This window comes from Kribbella sp. NPDC043289 (assembly GCF_056436705.1).
The window spans coordinates 117,255-143,226 of record NZ_JBWKCB010000005.1; the positions used below are offsets into that span (position 1 = coordinate 117,255).

The 25,972-nt window shown below is 69.2% G+C and carries 28 protein-coding genes; 13 read left to right on the forward strand and 15 right to left on the reverse strand.

What is annotated here, in order from left to right; all coding sequences use genetic code 11:
* The first annotated feature begins 34 nt into the window (after positions 1-34).
* Entirely contained in the window at positions 35-1,198 is a 1,164-nt protein-coding gene (locus AC0662_RS28170; RefSeq protein ID WP_478304377.1) for an aminoglycoside phosphotransferase family protein, read from the forward strand.
* On the opposite strand, the gene AC0662_RS28175 is transcribed toward AC0662_RS28170, so the two are convergent.
* The 8 genes from AC0662_RS28175 to AC0662_RS28210 form a co-directional block, all read right to left on the reverse strand.
* Positions 1,178-1,933, reverse strand: a complete 756-nt coding sequence (locus tag AC0662_RS28175; protein ID WP_452199759.1) for a hypothetical protein — start codon at positions 1,931-1,933, stop codon at positions 1,178-1,180. The genes AC0662_RS28170 and AC0662_RS28175 overlap by 21 nt on opposite strands.
* A 68-nt stretch (positions 1,934-2,001) precedes the next feature.
* A complete protein-coding gene (locus tag AC0662_RS28180; RefSeq protein WP_478304379.1) occupies positions 2,002-3,045 on the reverse strand; it encodes a hypothetical protein in 1,044 nt (347 codons plus the stop codon).
* Between the two features lie 56 nt (positions 3,046-3,101).
* On the reverse strand, positions 3,102-4,166 hold the full coding sequence (locus AC0662_RS28185) for a hypothetical protein (RefSeq protein ID WP_478304381.1): 1,065 nt from the start codon (positions 4,164-4,166) through the stop codon (positions 3,102-3,104).
* The gene (locus AC0662_RS28190; protein ID WP_478304383.1) at positions 4,163-4,903 is read right to left on the reverse strand and encodes a hypothetical protein; all 741 of its coding nucleotides are present in this window, start codon (positions 4,901-4,903) and stop codon (positions 4,163-4,165) included. Before AC0662_RS28190 ends, AC0662_RS28185 begins: the two co-directional genes overlap by 4 nt.
* 60 nt (positions 4,904-4,963) lie before the next feature.
* Positions 4,964-5,767, reverse strand: a complete 804-nt coding sequence (locus AC0662_RS28195; RefSeq protein ID WP_452199751.1) for an ABC transporter permease — start codon at positions 5,765-5,767, stop codon at positions 4,964-4,966.
* Positions 5,767-6,552 carry an ABC transporter permease gene (locus AC0662_RS28200; protein ID WP_452199749.1) on the reverse strand — a complete coding sequence of 262 codons (786 nt, stop codon included), beginning with the start codon at positions 6,550-6,552 and terminating at the stop codon, positions 5,767-5,769. Before AC0662_RS28200 ends, AC0662_RS28195 begins: the two co-directional genes overlap by 1 nt.
* A gap of 1 nt (position 6,553) precedes the next feature.
* Complete coding sequence (locus AC0662_RS28205; RefSeq protein ID WP_478304386.1) at positions 6,554-7,501, reverse strand: ABC transporter ATP-binding protein; 948 nt, start codon at positions 7,499-7,501, stop codon at positions 6,554-6,556.
* A gap of 10 nt (positions 7,502-7,511) precedes the next feature.
* Positions 7,512-8,309 carry a MerR family transcriptional regulator gene (locus AC0662_RS28210; RefSeq protein ID WP_478304388.1) on the reverse strand — a complete coding sequence of 266 codons (798 nt, stop codon included), beginning with the start codon at positions 8,307-8,309 and terminating at the stop codon, positions 7,512-7,514.
* 170 nt (positions 8,310-8,479) lie between these two features.
* Here AC0662_RS28210 and AC0662_RS28215 point away from each other — a divergent pair, with 170 nt between their 5' ends.
* Positions 8,480-9,928 carry an amidohydrolase family protein gene (locus AC0662_RS28215; protein WP_478304390.1) on the forward strand — a complete coding sequence of 483 codons (1,449 nt, stop codon included), beginning with the start codon at positions 8,480-8,482 and terminating at the stop codon, positions 9,926-9,928.
* On the opposite strand, the gene AC0662_RS28220 is transcribed toward AC0662_RS28215, so the two are convergent.
* Positions 9,929-10,657, reverse strand: a complete 729-nt coding sequence (locus tag AC0662_RS28220) for an SDR family oxidoreductase (protein ID WP_452199741.1) — start codon at positions 10,655-10,657, stop codon at positions 9,929-9,931.
* The gene (locus tag AC0662_RS28225) at positions 10,654-11,427 is read right to left on the reverse strand and encodes a CPBP family glutamic-type intramembrane protease (protein ID WP_478304392.1); all 774 of its coding nucleotides are present in this window, start codon (positions 11,425-11,427) and stop codon (positions 10,654-10,656) included. The genes AC0662_RS28220 and AC0662_RS28225 overlap by 4 nt, the downstream gene beginning before the upstream one ends.
* Positions 11,428-11,666: 239 nt before the next feature.
* Here AC0662_RS28225 and AC0662_RS28230 point away from each other — a divergent pair, with 239 nt between their 5' ends.
* From AC0662_RS28230 to AC0662_RS28270, 9 genes are all read left to right on the forward strand, one after another.
* On the forward strand, positions 11,667-12,275 hold the full coding sequence (locus AC0662_RS28230) for a MarR family winged helix-turn-helix transcriptional regulator (protein ID WP_452199737.1): 609 nt from the start codon (positions 11,667-11,669) through the stop codon (positions 12,273-12,275).
* The gene (locus AC0662_RS28235) at positions 12,272-13,879 is read left to right on the forward strand and encodes an MDR family MFS transporter (protein WP_452199736.1); all 1,608 of its coding nucleotides are present in this window, start codon (positions 12,272-12,274) and stop codon (positions 13,877-13,879) included. Before AC0662_RS28230 ends, AC0662_RS28235 begins: the two co-directional genes overlap by 4 nt.
* A gap of 190 nt (positions 13,880-14,069) precedes the next feature.
* Positions 14,070-14,663 carry a hypothetical protein gene (locus AC0662_RS28240; protein ID WP_478304395.1) on the forward strand — a complete coding sequence of 198 codons (594 nt, stop codon included), beginning with the start codon at positions 14,070-14,072 and terminating at the stop codon, positions 14,661-14,663.
* The gene (locus AC0662_RS28245) at positions 14,660-14,983 is read left to right on the forward strand and encodes a hypothetical protein (protein WP_452199732.1); all 324 of its coding nucleotides are present in this window, start codon (positions 14,660-14,662) and stop codon (positions 14,981-14,983) included. Before AC0662_RS28240 ends, AC0662_RS28245 begins: the two co-directional genes overlap by 4 nt.
* A 116-nt stretch (positions 14,984-15,099) precedes the next feature.
* Complete coding sequence (locus AC0662_RS28250) at positions 15,100-15,681, forward strand: hypothetical protein (protein ID WP_452199731.1); 582 nt, start codon at positions 15,100-15,102, stop codon at positions 15,679-15,681.
* Between the two features lie 11 nt (positions 15,682-15,692).
* The gene (locus tag AC0662_RS28255) at positions 15,693-16,784 is read left to right on the forward strand and encodes a hypothetical protein (RefSeq protein WP_452199729.1); all 1,092 of its coding nucleotides are present in this window, start codon (positions 15,693-15,695) and stop codon (positions 16,782-16,784) included.
* An 88-nt stretch (positions 16,785-16,872) separates the two neighbouring features.
* Positions 16,873-17,529: a nucleotidyl transferase AbiEii/AbiGii toxin family protein gene (locus tag AC0662_RS28260; RefSeq protein ID WP_478304397.1), complete on the forward strand. Its 657-nt coding sequence runs from the start codon at positions 16,873-16,875 to the stop codon at positions 17,527-17,529.
* Entirely contained in the window at positions 17,526-17,882 is a 357-nt protein-coding gene (locus tag AC0662_RS28265) for a hypothetical protein (protein WP_478304399.1), read from the forward strand. The genes AC0662_RS28260 and AC0662_RS28265 overlap by 4 nt, the downstream gene beginning before the upstream one ends.
* Positions 17,882-18,679 carry a hypothetical protein gene (locus AC0662_RS28270; protein WP_452199723.1) on the forward strand — a complete coding sequence of 266 codons (798 nt, stop codon included), beginning with the start codon at positions 17,882-17,884 and terminating at the stop codon, positions 18,677-18,679. Before AC0662_RS28265 ends, AC0662_RS28270 begins: the two co-directional genes overlap by 1 nt.
* 34 nt (positions 18,680-18,713) lie before the next feature.
* Here the strand turns inward: AC0662_RS28270 and AC0662_RS28275 are convergent, their stop codons facing one another.
* The 3 genes from AC0662_RS28275 to AC0662_RS28285 are packed head-to-tail and all read right to left on the reverse strand — an operon-like array spanning position 18,714 to position 22,516.
* On the reverse strand, positions 18,714-19,964 hold the full coding sequence (locus AC0662_RS28275; RefSeq protein WP_478304401.1) for an AI-2E family transporter: 1,251 nt from the start codon (positions 19,962-19,964) through the stop codon (positions 18,714-18,716).
* Positions 19,965-19,994: 30 nt separating this feature from the next.
* Positions 19,995-21,365 (reverse strand): glutamate mutase L, encoded by a 1,371-nt coding sequence (locus AC0662_RS28280; protein WP_452199719.1) that lies wholly within the window; start codon positions 21,363-21,365, stop codon positions 19,995-19,997.
* Positions 21,362-22,516 (reverse strand): cystathionine gamma-synthase, encoded by a 1,155-nt coding sequence (locus AC0662_RS28285; protein ID WP_452199717.1) that lies wholly within the window; start codon positions 22,514-22,516, stop codon positions 21,362-21,364. The genes AC0662_RS28280 and AC0662_RS28285 overlap by 4 nt, the downstream gene beginning before the upstream one ends.
* 191 nt (positions 22,517-22,707) lie before the next feature.
* On the opposite strand from AC0662_RS28285, the gene AC0662_RS28290 reads away from it, so the two are divergent.
* On the forward strand, positions 22,708-23,289 hold the full coding sequence (locus AC0662_RS28290; RefSeq protein ID WP_452199715.1) for a hypothetical protein: 582 nt from the start codon (positions 22,708-22,710) through the stop codon (positions 23,287-23,289).
* Between the two features lie 8 nt (positions 23,290-23,297).
* A complete protein-coding gene (locus AC0662_RS28295) occupies positions 23,298-24,965 on the forward strand; it encodes a hypothetical protein (RefSeq protein WP_478304403.1) in 1,668 nt (555 codons plus the stop codon).
* A 66-nt stretch (positions 24,966-25,031) separates the two neighbouring features.
* On the opposite strand, the gene AC0662_RS28300 is transcribed toward AC0662_RS28295, so the two are convergent.
* Together AC0662_RS28300 and AC0662_RS28305 are read right to left on the reverse strand one after the other, a co-directional pair.
* A complete protein-coding gene (locus AC0662_RS28300; protein WP_478304405.1) occupies positions 25,032-25,328 on the reverse strand; it encodes a DUF1905 domain-containing protein in 297 nt (98 codons plus the stop codon).
* A 62-nt stretch (positions 25,329-25,390) separates the two neighbouring features.
* Complete coding sequence (locus tag AC0662_RS28305; protein WP_452199710.1) at positions 25,391-25,972, reverse strand: TetR/AcrR family transcriptional regulator; 582 nt, start codon at positions 25,970-25,972, stop codon at positions 25,391-25,393.

The following is a 25,972-nucleotide window of genomic DNA, read 5'->3' on the forward strand; positions in this document are numbered from 1 at the left end:
AATGTTGTTGCACCGGGAACATACGCTGCCATACATGAAAGTCACGGCCATCGTGGTGCGTCCGTCCGACCAGGCAAGCATCGTTCGGTACGTCGAGGTTCCGGACGACCTCTGGTTCCCCGACACCGAGCCGGTGCTGCGCGCGCTCCGCGACGAGCACTCCGTGGAGGCGACGGTCCTCTCCTGCGTCAGCAGGGAACCACTCGTCTACCTGATGCAGGCGCGCGGCGAGCTCCCGGCCGAGGAGCAACCCGCCTGGACCAAGCCTCAGTGGTACGACGACGCACTGCCGTGGATCGCCCAGCACATCACTCCCACCGGACCGTGGTCGCAAGTCCGCTCGTGGGGTCTGTCGAACGTCCTGCGGATCCCGACCGCCGACGGAGACGTGTATTTCAAGGCGCTCTCGCATGCGTCGACCCGGCCGGATGCGCTGCCCTTCCTGTTCGCGAACGAGCCGTTGTTCCTGCAGCGCGCGTCGACAGACCGTCCCGGTGCAGTGCCCGCGCCGATCGCGATCGACAGAGAACAGCGGTGGATGTTGCTGCCTGACCTCGGCGCACCGTTGGCGGAGGAGACCGACATCGCGCTCTGGCTGGACGCGATCCGCGATCATGCCCGATTGCAGCGCAGCTATGCGGATCAGCCCGAACGCCTGCTGGAGTTCAGTTGTGTCGATCGCCGGCTCGCCGTACTCGATGCCGAGCTCGACCGGCTGCTCGGGCCGAATCAGGCCACTGACAGCCTGACACCGGACGAGCGCGCCCAGCTGCCGATCCGTGCGAAACAGTTGCGCGAGGCAATCACCGAGCTCGCGTCGATCGGCGTACCGGAGACCTTGCTGCACGGGGATCTGCATCCGCGCAACCTCGCGGTGCGGGACGGTCGGGTGCTCGCGTTCGACTGGACGGACGCCGCACTGTCGCATCCCTTCCTGGACCTGGTGACGTTCGTCGAGGAGCGGTCGCCACTGTCGACCGATCCGCGGGTGCGGGACGCCTACCTGAGCGAGTGGGAGGAGTTCGCCTCCCCCACCGAGCTGCGGCGCGCCCTCGAACTCGCCGAGGAGCTCGGGACGCTGTTCCAGACGATGACGTCACTCCACCTGCTCGATCACCTGACCGGCCCGAGCCAGGATTCCGTACTCCGCGGTGCTGTGTGGTGGTTGCAGCGGACGTTAGCGGTGCAGGACAGCTAGCTGGTTGCGCATGCCGCGGCGTACGGGTGGGTCGAGGTGCTGGTCCCACTCCGGGTGGCGTTCGCCGCGGAGCATCGCGTAGTACGCCAGGGCTTCGGACAGCGCTGCCTCGCGGAGGTAGCCGCGGGCCAGCGGCTGCTTGCCGCGTCCGTTCGGCCGTGGGCGGCGCTCGTACGCCGCGTTCGCGGTGAAGATGCCGAGTCCGTAGAAGACCGTGATCAGGTCGGTCAGCGGCTCGTGATCGGGGCGGCCGGTGAGGGAGATCCGGTGGCTGCCGAGCAGCAGTTCGTGCCCGACTTCGTGCGCGTAGATCGCGATCAGCGCGACCGGATCCGCGGCCAGCGCCGGAGCGAGCTGGATCTGGTTCCGGTCGGTGCCGCGGGTCCAACGCCCGGACTGCTCCTTCACCACGACTGTCGCGCCGCGGGTCGACGGCCGCCGGGCGCCGTCCAGTCCGAAGTCGAGACCGCACTGGCCGGCCGGCAGGTCCATCCGGCCGTCGACACGTCCGCAGATCTCGATCGCGGCCGACTCGCTGCCGTCGTACCCGTCGGGGATGACGTCGGCCGGAAGGGCGATCGGGCGGAGCAGGACGTCGCGGCCGAACTCGCTGACCAGCCAGTCCATGGACGAGCGGATCCAGCGGCGGCTGCCACCGGGCAGGCGCTCGCGCGGTGCCTTCAGTTGGGACCGCACCTGCTGACTTCGCCGGATCATGCCGATCGGATTCCTCACCCGCCGGATCATGCCTGTCCGACGGTTCGGCAAACCTCCCGGTTCCGCTGTGTCACCACTCCTTGACATCAGGTCAGCGGCGCACCCTCCTGGATCGAGGTGATCTCGGCGTCCTTCACCAGCGCCGCGAGCCGCGCGAACGTGCGCATCCGGACCGCCCGGTCCAGCTCGGTCGGCATCACCGGCAGCAGCGAGCTCGGCCACAACTGGTGTCGCCGGAAGCAGTACGCCGCCAGCGCCTCGGAGGCACCGCGTTCGCCCAGGTACCCGAGGGACTGCAGCGTCGAGCGATGCCCCGGGACCCGCTCGACCGCCTGGTTCGCCAGGAAGATCCCGAAGCCGTGGAACACCGCGAACAGGTCAGTGACCGCCTCGGCGTCCGGCCGCTTCCGGTCGAGCAGGTGATAACCCCACAGCACCTCGTGCCCGAGCTCGTGCGCGGTCGCGGCCACCACCGCCGACGGATCGACCAGCGCGCCGGCCGACAACATGACGGCGGTGCCTTCGTACCCACCGCTCCGCAGATCGAGCCAGCACGCGCGCGATCCACTGCCGGCCGGCCTCGACCAGGTGGCCACGGCGCCCGTGACCAGCTCGGCCCGTCGATGCGGATCGGTCTCCTGCGCGATCGCCGTACTGCGTTTCAGCTCGGCCTGCAGCTCGCGCTCGGCAAGTACGGCGATCTCGGCCGCGTATCCCTGCTCTGCAAAGGCGCGCACCTCGTCCGGCGTCATCGTGGCCCGGAGGCCGGAGTACGTGGAGATGTGTCGCGGATGCTCGGCGTGCAGCCGATGGACGGCGGCACTGCGGGCGGCGGCGCGGACCTCTTCCATCCGGAAGCTGAACCGGATCCGGTCGTCGGGCACCTCCATCCAGGCGCAGACCTTCAGACAGAGTTCGCGGGCGGCCGGCTCCGAGCCGTCGTACCCCTGCGGGACGAAGGCGCTCGGCACGACCGGCGGGCGGTGCAGCGGCTCGTGCCCGAACCGGCCGACGAGCCAGTCGAGCGAGTCCTCGATCCACTGCTCCGGTCCACCGGGGAGCAGGACCTTCGGCCCGTACAGCCGTTCCCGCTCGCGTTGCCGGCGCCGCCAGGCACCCATGGGGTTCATATCGACACTGACGCGACGCGCCGCGACGCCGTTCCACACCGATTGTTGCGGTTGGATCACCAACCCAACACAGTCGGCGGGCCGCCGATCAGTTCGTCCAGCCGGGACAGGAAACGAGCCCGCGGTACCGGGTCGAGCGTCTGGTACCAGTCCGGCACGAGCGGCCCGTCACGCTGCAACCGGTGCTGCCGGAAGCGGTACGACGCGAGCGCCTCGGCCATCGCATGCTCGCCGAGATAGCCGGACGTGTGCACCCACTCGTCGTCGAGCGTCGTCTCGTCGACGGCCGCGTTGACGAGGGCGATCCCGAACCCGTGGAACAGGGCGCACAGATCGGCCAGCGGCTCTTCAAGCGGACCCGTTGCCCAGGGCAGCTCCGCTCGGGACAGGAGTTCGTGGCTGAGCTCGTGGGACACGGTCGCGAGCAGCTTCGTCGGGTCGGCGATGACGTCGGACCGGATCATGACCGCACAGTGGCCGGGGACCACCTCGACACCGGGACTGTCGGCCGCCAGGTCGATCCAGCGACCGACGACCGATACCGGCCGGAGGACTTCGGGCTGCTTCGGTGGGCGCGCGCGTTCGGGGCGCTCCTCAGGAGAAGCGGCGGCGATCAGCAGGCACCGCACGACCTCGGTGCCGAACTCGGCGACGCCCAGCCGATGCACCAATGGCAACAGGTTCTCGTCCGTCAGGTCGGACTCGACGATCCGGTCGACCGTCGCGAACGACGCGGTCCCGAGCCGGTTCGAGTAGGTCCGCACCGCCGCGAGATCCCCCGGTGCGGATCCCTTCGCGAGCAGGCTGTCCGGTTCGACGTACATGTCGAGCATCGCCGACCCCAGGTGCTGGGCCGCCTCGAGCACCTTCTCCAACCGGAAGCTGAACTGCACGCGTTCGGACGGGACCCCCATCCGGTCGCTCACCCTCCGGCAGACCTCACGAGCAGCCGCCTCCGAACCGTCGTAGCCAGCCGGGACGAACTCGTCCGGTACGACGGCCGGCCGGAGCAGCGGGCCGAAGTGCTCGGTCAGGCGCTGGAAGGAGTCCTCGACCCAGCGCCGCGGTCCACCCGGTAGATCAACTGCCGGCCCCCGCACGGAATCATCGGCAGAAGTCATGAAGCGGCACGCTCGCTCATCAGCTGCACCCGGCGGCTGAGCAGCAATCGCGCGGACCAGTCGACCTGCTTGCGCCACGGCGGCATCACCGGCTGCCCCGGGCACAGGTCCCGGTGCCGAAGCCAGTACGCCGCGAGCGCCTCGGCGTACCCCTGTTCCTTCAGGTTGCCGAAGGTCTCGATCAGCCACGGCCTGCCTTTCGCGGGCTCGCTGGACCTGTTGAGCAGGAACACGCCGAACCCCTGGTAGACGGCGTACAGCTCGGCCATCGCCTCGGCGTCCGGTCGCTGGGTGTCGATCAGGCCGCGTCCGTCCAGCACCTCGTGCCCGAGCTCGTGCGCGACCGCGGCGACCACCGCGGCCGGTTCGGGCAGCAGCCTGGCGGGCAGCACGATCGCTGTGTCCTGGCCCTGCACCGTCATAGCCCCGTCCGTCTGGAAGCTGACCCGCAGGCGTTCGGTGGGGACGCCCATCCGGTCGCAGACCTTGAGGCACAACGCGCGAGCCGCGTTCTCCGAGCCGTCGTAGTCCTTCGGAACGAAGTCGCTCGGCAGGACGACGGGCCGGCGCAGCGGGGCGGTGCCGAACTGGTCGACCATCCACTGCATCGACACCTGCATCCAGGTCCGCAGCCCGCCGGGCAGCTCGGCCTGCGGCCCGGGCAGCAGCTCGCCCTGGCGGCGACACTCGAGGGCGCGCTCGCGCCGGCGCTGCCACCACGCTGCGATGCTTTTCATGCTGGAGCAGACGCCGCCGGTGCGGCCGGGGTTCCCACCGGCCGCAATCGTTGCCTCGGGCTACTTCAGCAGCAGCTTGCCGAGCCGGCGGGAGGCGACGTACATGCCGGCGGCGCCCATCGCGGCCAGGTAGAGCGCGTGGATCAGCAGGAACCAGCTGACGTTGCCGGTCGTGAACGCACGCTCCAGAACGACGCCCTGGTACAGCGGGGTGATCTCGACCAGCCAGCGGATCACGCCGGGATAGGTCTCGACCGGGTAGAAGGTGGCCGAGAACAGGAACATCGGCATGATCGCCAGCTGCACGAACTCGAAGTCCTGCCAGCTGCGCATGAACGTGGTCAGCGCCATCCCGGCCCCGGCGAACGCGAACCCGATCAGCACCGCGGCCGGCAGCGCGAGCAGCGCCCACCACGACGAGATCAGCCCCATGATCAGCATCACGACGATGAACATCGCCGAGTAGATCCCGCCACGCAGCAGCGCCCAGGTGACCTCCCCGGTCGCCACGTCCCACGGTTTCAACGGGGTCGCGAGCATCGAGTCGTACAGCTTGGCGTACTTCATCCGGAAGAAGATGTTGTACGTCGAGTCGAAGATCGCACCGTTCATCGCGGAACTGGCGAGCATCGCCGGCGCGACGAACGCGGCGTACGCGATCTTGGTGCCGTCGGACAGCGTGAAGTCGCCGACCAGGTGCGCGACACCGATGCCGATCGACAGCAGGTAGAACACCGGCTCGAAGAACCCGGACAGGAACACCACCCAGGACCGCCGGTAGAGCATGAAGTTCCGCTCGACGATATGCCGCCCACCACCGAGCCGAACAGGTACGGGAATCACCCGCGCTGCAATCGTCGCCATCAGCCGATCAATCTCTTCGTGAAGCCGCGGACGGCGAGCCACGTGCCGACCACGAACCAGGCCAGCAGGTAGACGACGTTGAGCAGCGCGAGCCACGGGTTCACGGTGCCGAGGCTCAGGTTGCGGCACAGGTCGACCGCATGCCACAGCGGGCTGACGTAGGCCAGCCACTCGATCCAGTCCGGCAGCTGCGAGACCGGGAAGAACGCCCCGGAGAACAGGAACGCCGGCACCACGCCGAACCGGAAGATCATCGCGAACCCGGAGTCGTTGTCCAAGGTCGTCGCGTACGCCGCGATCGGACTGGCGACCGCCATCCCGACCAGCAGCGCGACGAACAACCCGAGCACCCCGAGCGGCGACTTCAGCCCGCCGAACAGCGCGATGATCACCAGGAACACCGCGCACGAGCTGAACACCCGGAACGCGATGAATCCCAACTGCCCGAACACCACGTCCGCCGGCCGCAGCGGCGTCGCGATCATCGAGTGGTAGAACTTCTGCCACTTCAACCCCGACATCACCGGGTACGTCGCCTCGCCGACCGCGATCTGCAACGCGGTGGCGGCCAGCAGACCCGGCGCGATGAACTGCAGGTAGCTGACGCCACCGAGCGCGCCCGTCCCGTTGCTGTCCACGAACGAGCCGAGCCCGATCCCCATCGCGGCCAGGTAGAGCATCGGCAGCAGGAAGCTGCTGATCATCGTGCCCTTCCAGGTCCGCTTGTAGACGGTCAGCCAGTAGTCGAACATCCGGCGACCGTTCTCCACTGCCATTGCGGTCATGTCAGTCCACCAGCGTCCGGCCGGTGAGGCGGAGGAACACGTCCTCCAGAGTGGAGCGGCGTACTAGGACGGCGGCCGGTTGCAGGCCACGCTCGTGCACCGCGGCGACCGCACGCTCGCCGTCGTCGGTGTAAAGCAGCAGCCGGTCCGGCAGTACCTCGATGCGCTGCGCGAGGTCCTCGACCTTGCCGGCCAATGCGTCGTGGTCGGCCAGCATCACGTCCGGCCCGAACCGCAGCTCGGTCACCTCACGCGTCGAGTAGTCCCGGATCAGGTCGGCGGGCGAGCCCTCGGCCGCGATCAGACCGCCGTCCATCACCACCAGCCGGTCGCAGAGCTGCTCCGCCTCGTCCATGTAGTGCGTGGTGATGATCAGCGTCACGCCGGCCTGCTTGAGCCGGAACAGCTTGTCCCACAACAGGTGCCGGGCCTGGGGGTCGAGGCCGGTGGTCGGCTCGTCGAGGAGCAGCAGGTCGGGCTTGCTGACCAAGGAGCGCGCGATCGTCAGCCGGCGCTTCATCCCGCCGGACAGCTCGTCGACCTTGACCTTCGCCTTCTCGGTCAGGGCGACGAACTCCAGCAGCTCGTCCGCGCGGCTGCGGCACTCGGCGCGGCTGAGCCCGAAGTACCGCCCGTAGATCGTCAGGTTCTCGCGGACGGACAGCTCGGTGTCGAGGGTGTCGTCCTGCGGGCAGACGCCGAGCCGCGCGCGGATCGCCGGGCCGTCGGTCGCCGGGTCCAGCCCGAGGATCCGCAGCGTGCCGCCGCTGGTCGGTGAGACCGCGCCGATCATCCGCATCGTCGACGACTTGCCCGCGCCGTTCGGCCCGAGGAAGCCGAAGGCCTCGCCCTTCCACACGTCCAGGTCGATCCCCCGGACCGCTTCGAAGTCGCCGTACGACTTCCGCAGCCCGCGGACATGGACCAGGGACTCCCGCTCGTCACTCACCTGCCCGAGACTAGACGGATCTCCGGACAGTTTTCTTGTCGTCTTGGGCATACCCGAGCCGCTGGACGGCATACGCCCGCACTGCGGCCGCCAACCACTCCGGCAGGTCCTCGTCGACGGAGGCGATCATCGCCCGCTGGTCCGCGTTCTCCACCAGCACGTCACCGAGCGCGTGGTACGACGCGGGCGTGGCCGGCCACAGCTCCAGCACCCCCTCGTAATGCTGCTGCGCCAGCTCGAGCGCCTCCGGCGAATCCGGCGGTACGCCGCGGTCCCGGGCGGCCGCCATCCGCAACAGCAACCGCCGGCCCTCGTCACCCATCCGCTCGTAGTCCTCGCGGGTCCAGCCCTCGGTCTCCCGAACCGCCTTCTCGAACCCTTCGGCGGCACACTCACCGAACCGCTCGGCCAGGTCGTCCCGGAACCGCGACCGCGCCTCCGTCAGCCCGGTGAAGAACTCCTCGTCGGTCACGCTCTGGTCGCCGGACAGCCCCGCGATCGTCCGTTCGACGGCCCCCAGCATGTCGTCGAGACGCTTCCGCTCCCCCAGCAACTGTTCGCGATGGCCCCTGAGCGCCGCGACCTCGTCGTCCTGCTCGTCAAGGATCCGCGCGATCCCCGGCAGCGGTACGCCGAGTTCGCGCAGCAGCAGGATCCGTTGCAGCCGGATCAGTTCGGGCCGGCCGTAGTACCGGTAGCCGTTCGTTGCGATGCGGCCGGGCTGGAGCAGACCGATGGCGTCGTAGTGCCGCAGCGTCCGCACCGAGACACCGGCGAGCCGGGCGACCTCGCTGACCGTGCGCTCCACAACACCTCCGAAAACCGGTTGGAGTATGACGCTACGTCACCCTTTAGCGTCCGGGACATGGCATTCACCATCCTGCACACCGGACTGGTCGACCGCGGCGCAGTACTCGCGTAGCGCACGGCCGCATCAGTGCGATCGGCGGCGCGGACATCGCCCAACCCGGCGACTCGGTGGTCGACGGAGCGGGTCTGACTCTCCTACCGGGTCTGATCGACGCCCACGTGCACCTCGTGCCCGGCTGCACCCAGTTGGCTGCGACGTACGGCGTGACCACGCTGATCGACCAGTTCAGCATGCCCGAGGTGGTCAAGCGGGTGACGCCGCGATCGTCGTTCCGCACCTCGAGCATCGGCGCCACCGCACCGGGCGGTCACCCGACGATCGCGTTCCCACCGCTCCCGTACGTCACCGGACCGGAGGACGCGAAGCAGTTCGTCGCCGACCGGGTGGCAGAGGGCGCGGACCACCTGAAGCTGATCTACGACGACGGCTCCGGCGCGATGCTGAACATCCCCACACTCGACTCGGCCACAGTGCGAGCACTGACCGACGAGGCCCACGCGCACGGACTCACAGTGGTCGCACATGTCTCCACAGCCGCCGGTGCGGTACGGGTGGCGGAGTGCGGCGTCGACGTACTCGCGCATGCGCCGTCCGACCTCATGTCGCCGGCGGACATCGAAGCGGTCCGAGGTGTCGCGGTGATCGCGACGCTGGACGTCATCGACGGCTTCAACGGCCCGTCCGGTCGCATGCCGTTGCAGGACGAGCCGGAGCTGATGGCGCGGATGCCTGCGCGCTGGCGGCGAGTGCTGGACCATCAGTCCCGCCGCTGGATGCCACCACAACCACCAGACGGTACGGCGCCCCGCGCGAACACGCTGGCGCTGCAGAGGGCCGGCGTACCCGTGTTGGCTGGGACGGATGCACCGAATCCGGGTCTGGTGTTCGGGGCGTCACTGCATCGGGAGCTGGGGCATCTGGTGCGTGCTGGTCTCACACCGGCCGAAGCGCTCGTTGCTGCGACCAGTGCGCCGGCTGAGGTGTTCAAACTGGCGGACCGTGGACGCTTGGTCGTCGGAGCGCGTGCTGACCTACTGCTGGTCGACGGGAACCCGCTGGAGGACATCACGGCCACTCGGCGGATCAGTCGGACCTGGGTGGGTGGAGAGGAGCCGGCTCCCTATGCGGGGATCGCAGTGGAACTGGAGAGCATCCATTTCCTCGGTGAGACGACGGCTCGCATCATCAAGGCGCTGACGGAGCAGTGGCCCGGATTCCCGTCACCGGAAGACGTGGTGCGGGAGGACGGCGAAGTACTCGGGCGGGTAGTACCCATGACCGGCGGGTGGATGCCGACCACCGTCTTCGGCGCCGCGCTCGGTCCGGTGAGTGATCGGGACGGAGCGGTCCACACAGTCGAGTCAGATGGGCTCTCCTGCTTGACGGAGCCGTGGTGGGCGCGGACCGACGGACCGGACTGGCAGGAGGTCGTGCTGGTCGAGGCGCAGCCGGATCGGGTCCGGCTGCGCTGGAAGGACCCGTTGATCGAGCAGCCGCCGAGTGGCCAGTGGTACAACCTGACCGACATCGACGTGGTCCGTGTCCGACCGGACTGATCAGCCGCGCCCCACGTAAGGCATCCCGGCCGCCATCACGGTCAGCGTCGGCACAGCGACCGTGGTCGGCAGGTCCGCGACCCGGACCACGAAGTCGGCCACGATCTTCGGGTCGAACGTCGGCTCGACCGCGATCGAACCGTCCGGCTGGAGCACGCCCTGCTCCATCCGGGCGGTCATCGCGGTCGCGGCGTTCCCGATGTCGATCTGGCACGCGGTGATCCCGTGCGCCCGGCCCTCCAGCTCGAGCCCCTTGGTCAGCCCGGTGATCGCGTGCTTGCTCGCGGTGTACGCGATCCCCTGCGGCCGCGGTACGTGCGCCGAGATCGACCCGTTGTTGATGATCCGCCCGCCCTTCGGGTCCTGCCGCAGCATCAGGTCGAACGCCGCCTGCGCACAGAGGAACGACCCGGTCAGGTTCGTGTCCACCACTCGGCGCCAGTCCGCCTCCGCCACGTCCGGCACCGCCGCGGCCGGTGAGCCCGTGCCGGCGTTGTTCACCAGTACGTCGATCCGCGGGAGGCCACCGAAGAACCGCCGTACCGCTGCACCGTCGGCGACGTCCAGGACGGCGAACTCGACCTGACCGCCACCGAGCTCGACCGTCTCCTTCAGCTTCTCCTCGGTCCGGCCGGTCACCCACACCCGGTATCCGGCCGCGGCCAGCGCGAGCGCCATCTCCCGTCCGAGTCCCGAACCACCACCGGTCACCACGGCCACCCGCGTCATACCGTCACCTCTCCACGTCGTCGAACTGTCGTCCAGGATGGCAGCAACGCCGCAGCGACCACCGTCAGCACCAGCAACTCCAGCCAGACGCCCTTGCCGAGCGGCGGAACCAGTTCCTCGGTCAGATTCCACGCGGCATGCACCAGGATCGCCGCCGGTACGCCGCCCCGCAGGCGCTCGCTGACGAACAGCATCACGAAGGTGAGCGGAAAGAGCTCCAGGAAGAACGTCAGCCCCTGTGCGGTGAACAGACCGTCGTCGTGCTGACCAGTGCCGTTCAGGAAGTACAGCGGCACGTGCCACAGACCCCACGCCGCGCCGAGGATCGCTGTCGTCCCGAGCGGACCGACGTACTGACGCAACCGCGGCTGCACGTACCCACGCCAGCCGAACTCCTCCGACGCCGGCCCCGCCAGGAAGGTGTACGCCGCTGCGCCGAGCACTCCGCCAGCGCCGGAGACAACAGAAGCAGCGTGGTCCGGCAGCGCCGGCAGATCGCCCATCAGCGCACAGGCCGCAAGCGGCGCCACCGCACCGAGGCCCACAGCAGCCACCAGCCACACCAGCGACCACCTGACCGCGGGCCGCCGCTCCCGGTACCGCAGATACATCACCAGCGCCGCCAGCGACGGCCCCGCAGCCGCCAGCGCGAACACCACCGACCCCACGCCCTCGTCGGGATCCGTACCGAGTACGCCGAGCACTCCCCACGGCACCCAGGTCAGGACGAGACAGATGACGCCGAACTCCAGCAGTCTGCGCTTGATCACCGCCCAAGCCTCGTCACGCGCGCAGGCACCGGCGAGGGTGCTGAACCGACCGCTGTGGGGGATCCAGCACCCTTTCCGCGTCACAAAACGCCACCCTCTGCCGTCGAATGAGTGTGCGAATCACCTCTTTGACTGCGGAAAGTGATCGCCTCACAACTAAGAGCAAATCATTGGCGGCTCACTGGAAGATCTCGGAAACTCATTTGCGTGTATCACGCAAGCATGTATATGCTTGCAGCATGCAAGTAAACGACGCGTACACACCACAGACCCCCATCGAGGGCGTCATGCACGCGTTCACCCGGATCGGACGCCGGCTGAAGGCCAAGCAGCCCGGCGACACGATCGACCACAGCGCGCACGTCGTGCTGTTCGCACTGCGATGCAACGGCGCGCTGCGGCTGTCCGACCTCGCCGCGCGGCTGGAGCTGGATGCCTCGACCGCGAGCCGGCACGTCCGCTCGCTGGAGCAGCTGGGCCTGGTCCGCCGCTCCCCCGACCCGGACGACGGCCGCGCGTTCCGCGTCGAGCTGACCGAGCAGGGCCTCGAGCAGTGGGAGGCCAGTGCCCGGCACCGGATGGAACTGCTCAGCACGGCGATGGAGGGCTGGTCCGAGGAGGACGTGCAGACCTTCGAGCGCCTGATGACCCGCTTCGCGGACGGCGTCACCGCCAACACCGAAGCCCCCAGCAGCGCCGCCTGGGCCGACAAGGGCTGGGCCGCGGTAGCACCGCGACTGCAGCCGAAGGCCCCCGCAGAGCGCAGTACCGACCCCAATGACTCCGCGGCCGGCGGCGATCCCGCCGCCCGCGAGAACACCGACAAGAACCTGGAGAGCACCAGATGAGCACCACAGAGCCTGCCACCGCCGGCGGCGCTGCGCCTGACGGCGGTCCTAGCTACCTGTCCCACAAGCAGATCCTGGTCATCCTCGGCGGACTGATGGCCGGGATGTTCCTGGCCGCGCTGGACCAGAGCATCGTGGGTACGGCGCTGCCGCGGATCGTCAGCGAGTTCAACAGCCTGGACAAGTTGTCCTGGGTGGTCACGGCGTACCTGCTGACCTCGACCGCCTCGACCCCCCTGTGGGGCAAGATCTCCGACCTCTACGGCCGCCGCCCGCTGTTCATCGCGGCGATCCTCACCTTCCTCGGCGGCTCGGTGCTGTCCGCGCTGTCGCAGAACATCGAGCAGCTGATCGGCTTCCGCGCCGTCCAGGGTCTGGGCGCCGGTGGTCTGATGTCGCTGGCGTTCGCCACCATCGGCGACGTGATCCCGCCACGCGAGCGCGGTAAGTACATGGGGTACTTCGGTGCCGTCTTCGGTCTGTCCTCGGTGGCCGGCCCGCTGCTCGGCGGCCTGCTCACCGACGGTCCGGGCTGGCGCTGGATCTTCTGGATCAACGTCCCGATCGGCCTCGTTGCCCTGGGCATCGTCGCCGCCGTCCTGAAGCTTCCGCACGTGAAGCGCTCGCACAAGATCGACTACCTGGGCGCCGCGACGATCGCCGCCGCCGTCACCTCACTCCTGCTGGCCATCTCCTGGAGCGGCCCGACCAACGGCTGGGGCACCGGCACCACGATCGCGCTGCTGGCCGGCGCCGTGGTACTCGCGGTCTCCTTCGTCGTCATCGAGCTGCGGGTGGCCGAGCCGATCATCCCGATGGACCTGTTCAAGGGCCGGATCTTCTCCGGGTACGCCGGGTACGCGTTCCTGCTCGGGTTCGCGATGTTCGGTGCGCTGATCTTCCTGCCGCTGTACCTGCAGGCGGTCAAGGACCTGTCCCCGACCCGCTCCGGCCTGGCGTTGCTGCCGATGATCGTCGGTATCTTCTCAGCGTCGATCCCGAGCGGCCAGATGATGAGCAAGAGCGGCCGTTACAAGCACTTCCCGATCATCTCCGCGGTCCTGGTCGGCGGCGCGATGGTGCTGCTGTCCACGCTGAGCCTGACCACGCCGTACTGGCAGCTGGCGATCTACATGTTCGTGATGGGCGCCGGCCTGGGCCTGTCGATGCAGATCACCGTCACCGCCGCGCAGAACAGCGTGCCCCGGCAGCACATGGGCAGCGCGACCTCGACGATGACGTTCTTCCGCTCGATGGGTGGCGCGATCGGAACGGCGGTTTACGGCGCCGTACTGACCAGCCGGCTGAAGACCCACCTGGGCGACATCGTCCCGAACGCCACGCAGTCGATGGTCGACGGGCTGGCCAAGGCGGCCAACAGCGTCCAGGCACTGCACGCATTGAAGGAGCCGTTCAAGGGCTTCGCCCTGCACGGCCTGGTCGACGCCATGGACGACGTGTTCCTGGTCTCGCTGCCGTTCCTGGCGATCGCGCTGATCCTCGCGATCATCACGCCGGAGCAGCGGCTGGCCGGCCGCAACGAGGGCCCGAAGGCCGACGGCGAGGAGTCACTGGAGTCCTCGGCCGCCGCGGCCATGCACTGATCTGTACTTGCAGCACCGCGTCACCGAACTGAGACCGAACGACGGTTGACCTACCCGACAGCCGCCCTGGGAAGCTTCCCAGGGCGGCTGTTCGCATGTCGTACACGCAGCGGACCGCCGTCTGACCCCTGCGGGGTCTTAGTTTCGACAGCAGAGTGTGACAAACCGGACGACAGGGACTTGCCCACGGATGAAGACACTGGACCGGCCATTGGACGACGACGACCGGGCGATGGCGGACATCGCCGACGTCCGCGACTGGCGACGCCTCGGCGGACCCCAGGCGGGTGCGACCGGCCCCGTGCCGGTCCGGCGACTGATCCGACGGGTGAAGTCGGCGACCAACTGGAAGCCGTGGCCGATCAACCGCCGCACCGTCATCGACGACCAGCTCGACGGCTGGGGGTTCCTGACCCGCCGCAACACCGAGCTGGCGGTGTACGACGACCAGGTGCTGCCGCACAGCCCGTTCAGCGGCTGGGTCGCGTTCGCGATCGAGCCCGCTGACGTCGATGCCGCGGCCGCCGGGCTGGACGAGCACTGGCCGGAGAAATTCGACCTCGCTTGCCGGCACTGGGGACAGCCTTCGTACGTCGGAGTGGAGAGCAAGGCCGGATTCGTCGACGACTGGGCGCCCGGTGCCGGCATCGACCGACGGCACCTGGCGGTCTGGACGCCGCCGGGCGCGGAGATCCACCTGTACAGCAACAAACCGACCGCGAGACCGCTGTCGGTGTCTGTCGGAATCAACTACACGGTCTACCTCGCCGAGGAGGGGACATGAGCACAGACGTCCGCAGAAGTGACGTGCACCGAGCCCGAGAGGGCCAGCGGGACCTGAGATTCGCGAATGTCGGAACCCCGACACCCAGCGGCAGCGTCTCAGAGGCGTCGCTCACTGACCTCGCCCACGCACGGGCCGCGGCCGGCACCGGCCCACGTCCGAGCGTGGCCCAGGACCCGATGTTCCGCGCCGGCATGCCGCCGTCGCCAGGACAGTCCCGCTCCACCGGTGACGCCGGCGCCAGGCCGACGATCGGAGGCCAGACCCAACACCGCGGCCCCGGCCGCAACAGCCCCGGCACGCCCAGCCAGGGCCGCTGAAAACCCCAGCTCACCGAGTTATCCACAGGTCCGGAATCGCCCCACACCGTGACCCCGAAATCGCCGTACCGTTTCGAACGACGGCTTGAGGCACAGACGGAAGGAACCAGCCCGGAATGAAAACGCAGGACAGGCCCCTCGACGAGGACGAGGCCGCCATCGCCGACCTCGCCGAGATCGCTGACTGGCGACCGATCGCCGGGCCGGACAACGACGACACCGGGCCCGAGGTGGTCAGGGCGATCGTGCAGCGGGTCATGTCGGCCACCGAGTGGACCCCGTGGCCGCTCAAGCCCGGAGAGCCGATCGACAACGTGCTCGCCTCGTGGGGCTTCACCACGAAGCGCGGCAGCACCATCGTGGTCTTCCCCGGACTCGCGTTCGCCGATGCCCGCAACAGTGGCTGGTCGGCGTACGAGATCAGCCCCGACGACATCCCGGCAGCCGAGGCCGGACTCGACGAGAACTGGCCCGCGATGCTCGACCTGGCCCGCAAGTACCTCGGTGAGCCGGACTACGTGGGCGACGACAGCAGCCGGCACTTCCTCGACGAGTGGCGTCCCGGTGCGGGCGTCGACAAGCGTCACCTGGCCGCCTGGGTCCGCCCGGGCGCACAGTTCCACCTGTTCAGCAGCAAGCCGACGCGGGAACCGCTGACCGAAGCGGTGGGCGTCACCTACGCGGTCTACATCGACTAGGAGATCGAGACATGTCGCAGCCCACCGAGGGCCCGCAGCCACAACGCACCTGGACCGAGACTCTCAACTGGCTGTCGGAACAGCCAAAGGGGAGCCTGGAGAACCTGGGTGCTCTGGCCGCGTTGCAGAAGAACGAGCTCGACCGACTCATCCAGCAGGCCCAGAAGGTGCCGCTCAAGGACAAGGTGCACGAGAAGGTCTCGAACGCCACCACCCGGGTCCAGGTGCTCTACATCCGGGAGTCGATGCGCCTGAACGAAATGGCCGAGCAGCTCCAGAGCCAGGCCGGTCAGTACCTGAACGCCGGGCGTGAGTGGGCCGACCGGCAGGTCCAGGCCGGTCGTGAATGGGGTAGCCAGCAGATCCAGACCGGCCGCGAGGGCTTGCAGGCCGGGCGCGAGTGGGCTGGCCAGACAGCTCAGGCCGGGCGTGAATTCGCCGGTCGGCAGATCGACCGCGCCACGGAGTTCGGCGGCCGGCAGGCCGACCGCGCCGCAGCGTTCACCGACCGGCAGATCGACCGCGCGGCGGAGTTCGGCCAGCAGGCCGCAGGCGCCTACCGTGCCGGCGTCGAAGCGACCGGCCGCGGTATCCAGGCCGGCAAGGAATGGGGCGGCCAGCAGGTCGACCGCGCCGCCGCGTTCACCGACCGGCAGGTCAACAAGGCTACCGAGTTCGGCGGCCGGGCGATGGACGCCGGCCGCGATCTGCGCGACCGGGCAGGGCGCTGGCTCGACGCTCAGAAGGGCCGCGTGACGCGGGCCTCCGAAGGTGCCCGCGCGACCATCGCCATGGCGCGGTTCGACGGGAACATGCCGGGTGTGACGACACAGGATCTGTCGCAGCTGAGCCAGCAACACAGCCGCATCATGACCGGCGCCACGCTGGACGACCGTCTGGCCGCTGCCCAGCAGGTGGCGAACCAGCTCCAGACCCAGAAGGACGCCCAGACCGCGGCGCAGGCCTTCGGCGGTCTGGCCCCGGCGGGCCAGGCTGTCAACCAGACCCAGACCCCGGCGCAGCCCGCCGAGCAGAACCAGGGTCAGCAGACCGCTGCGAACCTCACGAAGAACACCGACACCAAGGGCTTCGGCAAGGGCTGACGCCTGATCCGAACCCACAAGACGCCGCCGAGCCTTGCTCGGCGGCGTCTTGTCGTTCAACGGCGAGTGGCTTGGGCAGACTGAGCTCATGAAACCGTTGCAGCGCCGGATGGCGACCGTTGGCCTGCGAGCTGTGGCCGAGTACGGCTTCGTGCTCGCCGGTGGTTACGCACTTCAGGCGCACGGGTTTGGTGAGCGTGAGTCCGATGACATCGATCTGTTCACCGACGACCCCGTCCATTTCGCAGCGGCCGTCGACGAACTAGTGGCGGCGTACCAGTCTGCCGGGCTCGTTGTGGAGGTCGTCCGGCAAGTCGCGAGTTTCGCGCGCCTGGAAGTGACCGACGAGGAGGGTACGACGGCCAAGGCGGATCTCGGCGTCGACCACCGGCAGTTGCCCCCGGCGACGACCGAGGTCGGGCCGGTGCTCTCCGAGGAGGATGCCCTCGGCAGCAAGGTCGGCGCCGTTTACTCACGACTCGAGCCACGCGACCTGATCGACGTCCAGGCAGTCCTCGACAGCGGCCGCTACGACGGCGACGCCCTACTCACGCTCGCCGATCAGCGCGAGGTCACTCCCCTGGACCGCGAGATGTTCGCCGGCCAACTCCGCGCCGGGGCCCGGCTGCCCGACTCCGGTTTCCAGCAGTACGGCGCCACGCCCGAGCTGATCGCGCGGATCCGGGACACGGCACGGCACTGGGCCGAGCAACTGAACCATCCCTCAGGGAAGATGGACGAATGAACGAGCCGCGCTACACCCAGCCCGGGGACTCGTACGCTTCCCGGATCCCCTACGTCGTACCCGAGTCGCTGGATCAGCTGACCGGTCCGCGCACCGGGATCGTCGAACTGCCGGTCTCGATCAACTGGGGACCGCAGCGCGTCTACGACCTCGCCAACGTCGACGACAAGCTGTCGCTGTACAAGACGGTGCTCAGTGAGGCCTCGACGCCGGCCCAGCTCACCAGCCTGGTGAACAAGGACCTGTTGATCGAGCTCTGGCCGCAGCTCCACCTGCCGCGGTACTGCGTTCGTCGCTGGCACACCGCGTTTCCGCGGCTCGCCGAGATCGGCGCCGGCGGGATCTGGCAGTGATGGACGCCGAACACGCTCAGGTAGCCCGCATCGGGCTCTCCGCGACCCAGGACCGCGGGTACGCGCTGGCCGGCGGGCAGGCCTTCAAGGAACACGGCTTCGGTGACCGGCCGCACCACGACGTCGACCTGTTCACCAACCAGCAGACCGACCTCGACCAGACGATGAACGACCTGCAGACGGCGTACGGCGACGAGGGGTACCAGGTCGACGTGCTGGAGCGGTCGGGCGAGCACGCCAAGTTCGCGGTCAGCAAGGACGGCCGCAGTACCGAGGTCGACATCGGCCGCGACTTCCGCAGCCGGCCCACGGTCGAGACCGAGGTCGGCCCGATGATCTCTGTCGAGGACTCCGTCGGCTCCAAGGTCGGGATGGTCTACGACCGTGTCGAGGCGAAGGGTGCGATCGACCTCGAGGCCGTCGTCCAGTCGGGACGCTACTCACGCGACGACGTGCTCGAGCTCGGGGACGAGCGGGAGATGTCCGGGATGGACCGCGAAGGGTTCGCCTACCAGCTGGATCAGGCCGCGAACCTTCCGGACGCCGACTACGCGAGGTACGGCCTCGACGCGGAGCAGACAGCGTCGATCAAGCAGGACATGGGCAACTGGGCCCAGCAGCTCCGGACCCGGGCGCAGAACCCGGAGGCGGACCGAGCGATGCGGATGGCCGAGTCCGGGCAGTCCCGGGCCGGCTCGGGGCCTGCCGGCCAGACGCAGGGCGCGGCCGCCCGTCCGGGGCACGGGCACGGCGCGGAGCGCGCGAGGGGCGAGCAACACAACGGACGCGGAAGCTAGTCCTCGACACCACCGTCTGCCGCCATCCGGGCGTTCAGTCCTCGGTGGCGGTGGAGTGGTTGTTGCGGAGTCTGGGGAGGGGTCTGGGGGGTTCTGGGTCTACGTCGTTGCCGGCCAGGTGGTTGACGATGGCGTTGATGACGGCGGCGGTGGGGACGGCGACCAGGGCGCCTACGATGCCGGCGATGACGACGCCGGTGGCGATCGCGAGGATGACCGCGAGGGGGTGGACGCTGACCGCGCGGCCGAGCAGGAACGGCTGCAGGACGTGCGCCTCCAGCTGCTGTACGCCGATCACCACCGCGAGCATCACGATCGCGACGATGGGGCCCTTGGCAACCAACGCGACGAGGACCGCGACGATGCCGCTGATCAGCGCGCCGACGACCGGGATGAACGCGCCGACGAACACCAGGATACCGATCGCGCTCACCAGCGGCAGCCCGAGGATCGCCGCGCCGAGCGAGATCCCGATCGCGTCGACCGCGGCGACGATCACGGTGGCGCGGACGAACGCGGTCAGCGACACCCACGCCTTCCGGCCGGACGAGTCCGCCTTGCCGCGGGCGCGGCGCGGGAACAGCCGCACCAACCAGGTCCAGATCTGCTCGCCCTGGTACAGAAAGAAGAACAAACAGAACAGCGAGATGAACAGGCCCGCGACGACGTGCGTGGCCGTCGTGCCGACCGCCGCTGCCTGTTGTCCGAGCGCGCCGCCGGACGTGAACTGCTTCTGGATCTGTTTGAACAGGTTCGTGATGTCGGAGTCGGAGAGGCCGAAGTTGATCCGGGCCAGGTCGCGCAGCTTCTGCACGCCCTCTCCGACCTGGTTCGACAGGTCTTCGAACTGACCGGCGATCTGCGTCCCGACCAGGGTCAGCAAGCCGGCGATCACGATGATCGTCGCGATCACCGTGATCCCGGCCGCCGGGCCGCGCGGCAGGCGGAGTTTCTGCAGCCCGTTGGTGACCGGCACGAGCAGCGCGCTGAGCAGGATGCCGACAGTCACCGGTACGACGACCTCGGACAGGTACCGCATCGTGTAGCCGATCACGGCCACGGCCGCCACGACGACCAGGAACCGCCACGCCCAGGCGCTGGCGATCTCCATCCCCGGCGTCACCCCGTTGTCCACCCGCCTGCGTTTGGTGGATGCCTCGGGCTCGGCCGCGCTGCTCTTCTCGAGCACCTCGTTGTCCGCGATCGGACTCGGATCGTCGCGGACCTCGTCCTGCCTGGCCTCGTCGCGCGTTCCGGCGTCGTCGTCCCGCCCCGTGTCGCTCATCCCACCTCCACAACTGTGCTGGTGACGAGACTAGTGCCCGCGCGTACCCGTTCCATGAATGTGCGCGGCCAGCCCCTCAGCGGCCTTGGGCGCGTCGTCGGCCAGCAGCCCCACACCGGCCAGCACGTAGTCGGTGTCGACGCAGACCTCCGCGCGCTGCGGGACGAGCCAGCCCTCCGCCTGCGCGTTGGTCCCGATCGAGCCCAGGATCCGGGCCGCGACCTCGGGCGGGTTGTGCCGCAGCACTCCCCCGGACCCGACCAGCAGGTCCACCTCGCGCAGATCCTTCCCGGACCGCTCGACCACCCGGCCGCCGGGCCCGAACACGATCCGCTGCCGCCCCGCGTGCCGCCGGAGCGCGACCGTAGCGGCCACGCTCGCGAGGCTCTCGTCGTACGACGCCTCTCGCTCGCTGTCCGGAAGGTAGGACGGATCCGTACGCCGCAGCTCGGCCGCCGACCGCAGCTCGCGCGCGTCCGCGAGCAGGCCTGCCTCGACCGCCGCCTCGACCACCGGTACGGCGCTCCACCGCATCCCCAGGTCGCCCTCGACGGTCCGGGTCACGGGATGAGTAGCGACCACTTCGCGCCCGAGGTTCGCGTCCTCGGGGTCGAGCTCGATCACCGAGTGCACGTCGGTGGTCGCGCCGCCGATGTCCACGACCGCCACGTCACCGTGCAGCGCGGCGAGCACTTCGACACCCCGCAGTACGACGTCGGGCGTCGCGGCGCGGACCATCGCCTGGAACCCCGGGTCACGCGAGAGGTTCTTGCCGCCGATGACGTGCGCGAGGAACATCTCCCGGATCGCGGCCCGCGCACCGTCCGGAGCGAACACCCCGATCTCCGGTACGACGTTGTCCGCCAGCACATGCGGTACGCCGGCCGCGGCCAGCGTCGCCGCGATCTCGTCCTGCGCCTCGATGTTGCCCGCGACAACGACCGGTTTCCGCCAGCTGTACTTCGCGAGTGTCTCGGCCGCCTTGAGCAGGACGGCCGAGTTACCACCGTCCGTCCCGCCGAGCAGCAGGACGACATCCGGGCGGTCCTTGCGGAGCTCCTTCTGGGTCGTGGCCGTGAGTCCACCGCTGACCACAGCGACCACCCGGCCGCCGCTCGACAGCGCGACCCGCTTGCCCGCTTCCGCGGTGACGAGCTCCTCGTTGCCGACGACACCGATCCGCAGTCCCCCGCCGGCGCTCGAACACGCCAGTACCTCGGCCTTGGCGACCCCACGATCGACCGCTTCCAGGGCGGCACGGCACGCGTGCCAGCCCTCCATCACGTCGGTGTCGATCGTCGTCCGGTGCTCGGCTCGGGCAACTAAGTCGCCCGAGCCGGAGTCCACCGCGATCGCCTTCGTGAACGTCGACCCGAAGTCGACGGCCACCACCAGGCTCACGCCATTGCGCGATCGAGGTCGAGGAGCAGGTCGTCGACTGTCTCGATACCGACGCTCAGCCGGATCAGGTCGGCCGGGACCTCGAGCGGCGTACCGGCAACCGACGCGTGGGTCATCTTGCCCGGGTGCTCGATCAGGGACTCGACACCGCCGAGGGACTCGCCGAGCGTGAAGACCTCCGCCTTGTTGCAGATGTCCAGTGCCTGCGACTCGCCCCCGCGGACCCGGAAGCTGACAATCCCGCCGTACCGCTTCATCTGCTTGGCGGCGGTCTCGTGGCCGGGGTGCCCGTCGAGGCCCGGGTACAGCACCTGACTGACAGACTGGTGCCGCTGCAGGAACTCGACGACCTTCTCGGCATTGTCGCTGTGCCGGTCCATCCGGACGCCGAGCGTCTTGATGCCGCGCAGCACCAGCCAGGAGTCGAACGGACCCGCGACCGCGCCGATCGCGTTCTGGTGGAAGGCGATCTTCTCCGCCAGCGCGCTGTCGCGCACGATCAGCGCACCGCCGACCACGTCGGAGTGCCCACCCATGTACTTCGTTGTGGAGTGCACGACCACGTCCGCGCCGAGCTCCAGCGGCTGCTGCAGGTACGGCGAGGCGAAGGTGTTGTCGACGACCAGGAGGGCGCCGGCGTCATGCGCGATCTGGGCGACAATCGCGATGTCCGCAACGTTCAGCAACGGGTTCGTCGGCGTCTCCAGCCAGACCACCTTGGTCTTGCCGGGCTGGATCGCGGCCCGGATCGCCTCCGGGTGGGTGACCGCGGCGGGCGTCATCTCGACACCCCAGTTGCTCAGCACCCGGGAGAACAGCCGGAACGTGCCGCCGTACGCATCGTCGGGGAACACCACGTGGTCGCCGGGCGCGCAGATCGAGCGGATCAGCGTGTCCTCGGCGGCGAGACCGCTGGCGAACGCGAATCCGCGGCTGCCCGCCTCGATCGCGGCCAGACATTCCTCGAGAGCGGTCCGGGTCGGGTTCGCCGACCGGGAGTACTCGTAGCCGTTGCGCAGCCCGCCGACGCCGTCCTGCTTGTAGGTACTGGTCGCGTAGATCGGCGGGACCACCGAGCCGGTGGTCGGGTCGGGCTCGTTCCCGGCGTGGATGGCGAGCGTCTCGAAGCCGTAATGGTGTTCCGTGTTCACCGGACCAGCGTACGGCCTGGTCTGCTCGGGCCCGGCAGGCCGTCCAGCCCGGGGAACTTCCTGGGAACTTCGTGGGATCCAAGTTGTCCACAGGCACGTCGTACGAGGTGGCGAATGACCCACTCCGCCACCTACGGTTGCGCACAGAGGGTTGCCGGCAGGCAACCGGGCAGGAAGGACCCCAGGACCGCATGAAGACGCAGGACAGGCCGCTCGACCAGGACGACCTGGCGATGGCGGATCTCGCCGAGATCCCGGACTGGACCGTGATCGCGGGTCCGGACGGTGACGAGGCCGGTCCGGCAGTCGTGCGCGCCCTCGTGCACCGGGTGATGGGCCAGACCTCCTGGCAGCCGTGGCCGCTGCAGCCGGGCGAGGTGATCGACGCGGAGATGGTGTCGTGGGGTTTCACCACCCGGCGCGGCACCACGATGATCGTCTTCGACGGTCTCGCGTTCGCGGACACCCCGGACAGCGGCTGGTCGGCGTACGACATCGGTCCGGACGACATCTCCGCCGCGGAAGCCGGCCTGGACGCGCACTGGCCGGACAGCCTCGCGCTCGCGGGTCGGCACTGGGGGCGGCCGGACTACGTCGGTCACTCCAGCAGCCCGACGTTCGTGGACGAGTGGGAGCCCGGCGCCGGGATCGGCCGCCGGCACCTCGCCGTCTGGTTGCGTCCGGGGGCCCAGATCCACCTGTACAGCACCCTGCCCAGCAAGGACCCGCTGACGACGTCTGTCGGGGTCAACTACGCCGTGTACATCGACTAGGAGACCTGATGAGCGAGCCCTCCGCAGGCCCCCGCCCGAAGAACCGCTGGTTCGCCGGCGCCCGAGGCACGAAGAAGCTCAAGGCCGCCTACGCGCTCGGCAAGAGCGAGGTGAAGAAGTACGACCGGACGGCCCTGGAGCGGGCCAGCCGATTCTCCCCGTCACAGCTGGCCGTGATGGCGCAGGCCGCCGTCAACGCACGGGTCGACCCGCAGCAGTACGCCGGTCAGGCGGCGTCCGTCAGTCAGCAGATGACCGAGCGGATGCGGTCCACGCAGCCTCAGCGGCAGGCCCCGACCAGGAACCCGTTCCGCCGCATCGCGCGCGCCTACGGCACCCGGCAGCGCGTCCGGCAGGGACGGAAGAATCTCAAGGCCGCGATGGCGCTCAGCTACAAGGACGCGCGGAAGTCCAACCTCGGCGTCCGCAGGGCCGCGGGGAACGATCGGACGCTGTCCCGGGTGCAGCTCGCGGCGGCGATGCGGGGGCAGTTCGAGCAGGCGCTGAGACCTGAGGTCTTCGGGCAGCAGAACCAGGCGGCCCCGGGTCAGGGCCAGGGGCAACAGGTTCAAGGGCAGGGTCAGGGGCAGGGGCAGGGGCAGCAGGGTCAGGGGCAGCAGGCCGGTCAGCAGCAGGTGCAGGGCGGCGACCGGATCGCCCAGCTGCAGCAGATGCTGGAGGCGAGTCAGCAGCGGGCAGTCTCCGCGGTTGCCGAGATCAACCAGTACAGCGCCCAGATCCAGCAGCTGATCCACGCGGAGGCCGGCCGGCTGGCGCAGCAGGCCGCCGACTTCCAGCAGCAGAACCAGCAGTTCAACCAGCAAATGGCGCAGGCGATGCAGGGCCAACAGCCCCAGCAATCTCAGCAGCCCGAGCAAGGCCAGCAGAGCCCCGAGCCCGGGCAGGGTCAGCAGCCGCAGCAAGGCCAGCAGGGTCAGGAAGGCCAGCAGCCGCAGCAGCCGGATCCGAATCTGCACAACGTGCAGTTCGTGACGCCCGTGCAGCAGGAGGGCGCGCAACCCGAGGCCGCACAACCCGAGGCCGCACAGCCGGAGGCCGCACAACCCGAGGCCGCACAGCCGGAGGCCGCACAGCCGGAGGCGGCGAAGGGGGAGGCCGAGCAGGAAGCGGTCGGCGGGAACCCGCAGGAGTCCGGTGGCGAGGTGAGCGCCGACGGCGAGCGGGCCCAGGGCGGCGGCGCAGAGCTCAGCGAGGACCAGCAGAAGGCAGCGCAGGCCGCGGCACAGCCGGCCCGGAAGGAGCGGTGGGTCCAAACGGCCCTGGACCCCGAGGCCGCCGCCGAGGACCCGGCACGCGCGCAGGCCGACCCCCAGGCGCAGGGCCAGGCCCAGGGCGACAACCCGACTCAGGTACAGGGCCAGGGCGACAACCCGACTCAGGTACAGGGCCAGGGAGACAACCCGACTCAGGTGCAAGGTCAGGGCGACAAGGCCGGCCAGGCGCAGGGGCAGGACAAGCCTGGCGGGCAGCCGACCGGAGCGAGCGTGGACGGCAACGACGCGATGCGGCTCACGAACGCGGGCGTCTCAGCGCCGAAGGGATCCACCGTCGACCAGGCCGTCAACACCTCCCGCGGTGCGGGCGACGACAGGCAGCACGCCGGCCACGGCACGGACAAGGGCAACAAGGTGGACAAGCGCGGCGGTCGCGAATGACCGCGCAGCGCGCCTGAACCTGCAATCACCACGAACGCCGCCGGGCAACCGGCGGCGTTCGTGCTGTTAGAAGTCGACGAGCTCCAACCGCGTCTCGACCGGAGCGCCCTCGGACAGCTCCTCGGCCGTCCGCACCTGCTTCTTGACCGGCAGCACATAGGTGCCGGTCTTGCTCGGGAACACCGAGGTCTGCCAGGTGGTCGCGCCGACCGTCACCGTCACCCGCACCGACCCGAAGCCCTTCCGCCGCCCCACGGTCAGATCCGTGATGTCGTCGCTGACCTCCTCCGGGACCGTCACGAAGTACCAACTGCCTTCGCCCGGGTACTGCCACAGCGGTGCCGAGAACCGGTACGTGTTCACGTCGCGAACGTTAGCCCGCAGCACCGACAATCAGCAGTACCGACAATCCGCAGTACCGGCAATCACTCGGAGACCGGCGCACCGCGCCGCGCCAGCACCGCGGACGCGGCGTCGAGCAGGACGGCCCGCATCTCGGCGTCTGGCACGCTGAGGTCGACCTCGGCCGACATCGCCGCGCCGATCGTCTCGACCGCGGCCGCGGCCCGCAGCCGGTCGGCCGCCGTCGGATCCGGCCCGGCGAGCCACAGCTGGAACCGCCGGCTTCGCGCGATCAGATCCTCGAGGTCGTCCCCGAAGGCGGCCAGTACGGCGGCGACGTCGCGGAGCAGCGTCGGCCCGGTGGAGCGGTGCGCCAGGACCACGTCCAGGTACGCCGCGAGTAGTTCACGCTCAGCCTCGGGTGACCACGGCAGCGTGTCCACGCGGCGCAGTACCTCGAAGAGATCTTCCAGGAAGGTGCCGACGATCGCGCGCAGCAGGTCCTGTTTCGACGAGTAGTGGTAGTACAGCGACGCCTTGGTGATGCCGACCTGCTCGGCGATCTCGCGCAGGCTGGTCTTGTCGTAGCCCTGGTTCGAGAACAGGTCGACAGCGGCGCGGTGGATCTCCGCCTTGGTGTCGCGGGAACTGGTCGCGTGCTGCAC

What these genes read in the sequence shown, in the direction of transcription:
- AC0662_RS28170 (WP_478304377.1), top strand. Translation starts at nt 35, where the DNA reads ATGAAAGTCACGGCCATCGTGGTGCGTCCGTCCGACCAGGCAAGCATC.
- AC0662_RS28180 (WP_478304379.1), bottom strand. Translation starts at nt 3,045, where the DNA reads ATGAACCCCATGGGTGCCTGGCGGCGCCGGCAACGCGAGCGGGAACGG.
- AC0662_RS28185 (WP_478304381.1), bottom strand. Translation starts at nt 4,166, where the DNA reads ATGACTTCTGCCGATGATTCCGTGCGGGGGCCGGCAGTTGATCTACCG.
- AC0662_RS28190 (WP_478304383.1), bottom strand. Translation starts at nt 4,903, where the DNA reads ATGAAAAGCATCGCAGCGTGGTGGCAGCGCCGGCGCGAGCGCGCCCTC.
- AC0662_RS28195 (WP_452199751.1), bottom strand. Translation starts at nt 5,767, where the DNA reads ATGGCGACGATTGCAGCGCGGGTGATTCCCGTACCTGTTCGGCTCGGT.
- AC0662_RS28200 (WP_452199749.1), bottom strand. Translation starts at nt 6,552, where the DNA reads ATGACCGCAATGGCAGTGGAGAACGGTCGCCGGATGTTCGACTACTGG.
- AC0662_RS28220 (WP_452199741.1), bottom strand. Translation starts at nt 10,657, where the DNA reads ATGACGCGGGTGGCCGTGGTGACCGGTGGTGGTTCGGGACTCGGACGG.
- AC0662_RS28230 (WP_452199737.1), top strand. Translation starts at nt 11,667, where the DNA reads ATGCAAGTAAACGACGCGTACACACCACAGACCCCCATCGAGGGCGTC.
- AC0662_RS28235 (WP_452199736.1), top strand. Translation starts at nt 12,272, where the DNA reads ATGAGCACCACAGAGCCTGCCACCGCCGGCGGCGCTGCGCCTGACGGC.
- AC0662_RS28240 (WP_478304395.1), top strand. Translation starts at nt 14,070, where the DNA reads ATGAAGACACTGGACCGGCCATTGGACGACGACGACCGGGCGATGGCG.
- AC0662_RS28245 (WP_452199732.1), top strand. Translation starts at nt 14,660, where the DNA reads ATGAGCACAGACGTCCGCAGAAGTGACGTGCACCGAGCCCGAGAGGGC.
- AC0662_RS28250 (WP_452199731.1), top strand. Translation starts at nt 15,100, where the DNA reads ATGAAAACGCAGGACAGGCCCCTCGACGAGGACGAGGCCGCCATCGCC.
- AC0662_RS28255 (WP_452199729.1), top strand. Translation starts at nt 15,693, where the DNA reads ATGTCGCAGCCCACCGAGGGCCCGCAGCCACAACGCACCTGGACCGAG.
- AC0662_RS28260 (WP_478304397.1), top strand. Translation starts at nt 16,873, where the DNA reads ATGAAACCGTTGCAGCGCCGGATGGCGACCGTTGGCCTGCGAGCTGTG.
- AC0662_RS28265 (WP_478304399.1), top strand. Translation starts at nt 17,526, where the DNA reads ATGAACGAGCCGCGCTACACCCAGCCCGGGGACTCGTACGCTTCCCGG.
- AC0662_RS28270 (WP_452199723.1), top strand. Translation starts at nt 17,882, where the DNA reads ATGGACGCCGAACACGCTCAGGTAGCCCGCATCGGGCTCTCCGCGACC.
- AC0662_RS28275 (WP_478304401.1), bottom strand. Translation starts at nt 19,964, where the DNA reads ATGAGCGACACGGGGCGGGACGACGACGCCGGAACGCGCGACGAGGCC.
- AC0662_RS28290 (WP_452199715.1), top strand. Translation starts at nt 22,708, where the DNA reads ATGAAGACGCAGGACAGGCCGCTCGACCAGGACGACCTGGCGATGGCG.
- AC0662_RS28295 (WP_478304403.1), top strand. Translation starts at nt 23,298, where the DNA reads ATGAGCGAGCCCTCCGCAGGCCCCCGCCCGAAGAACCGCTGGTTCGCC.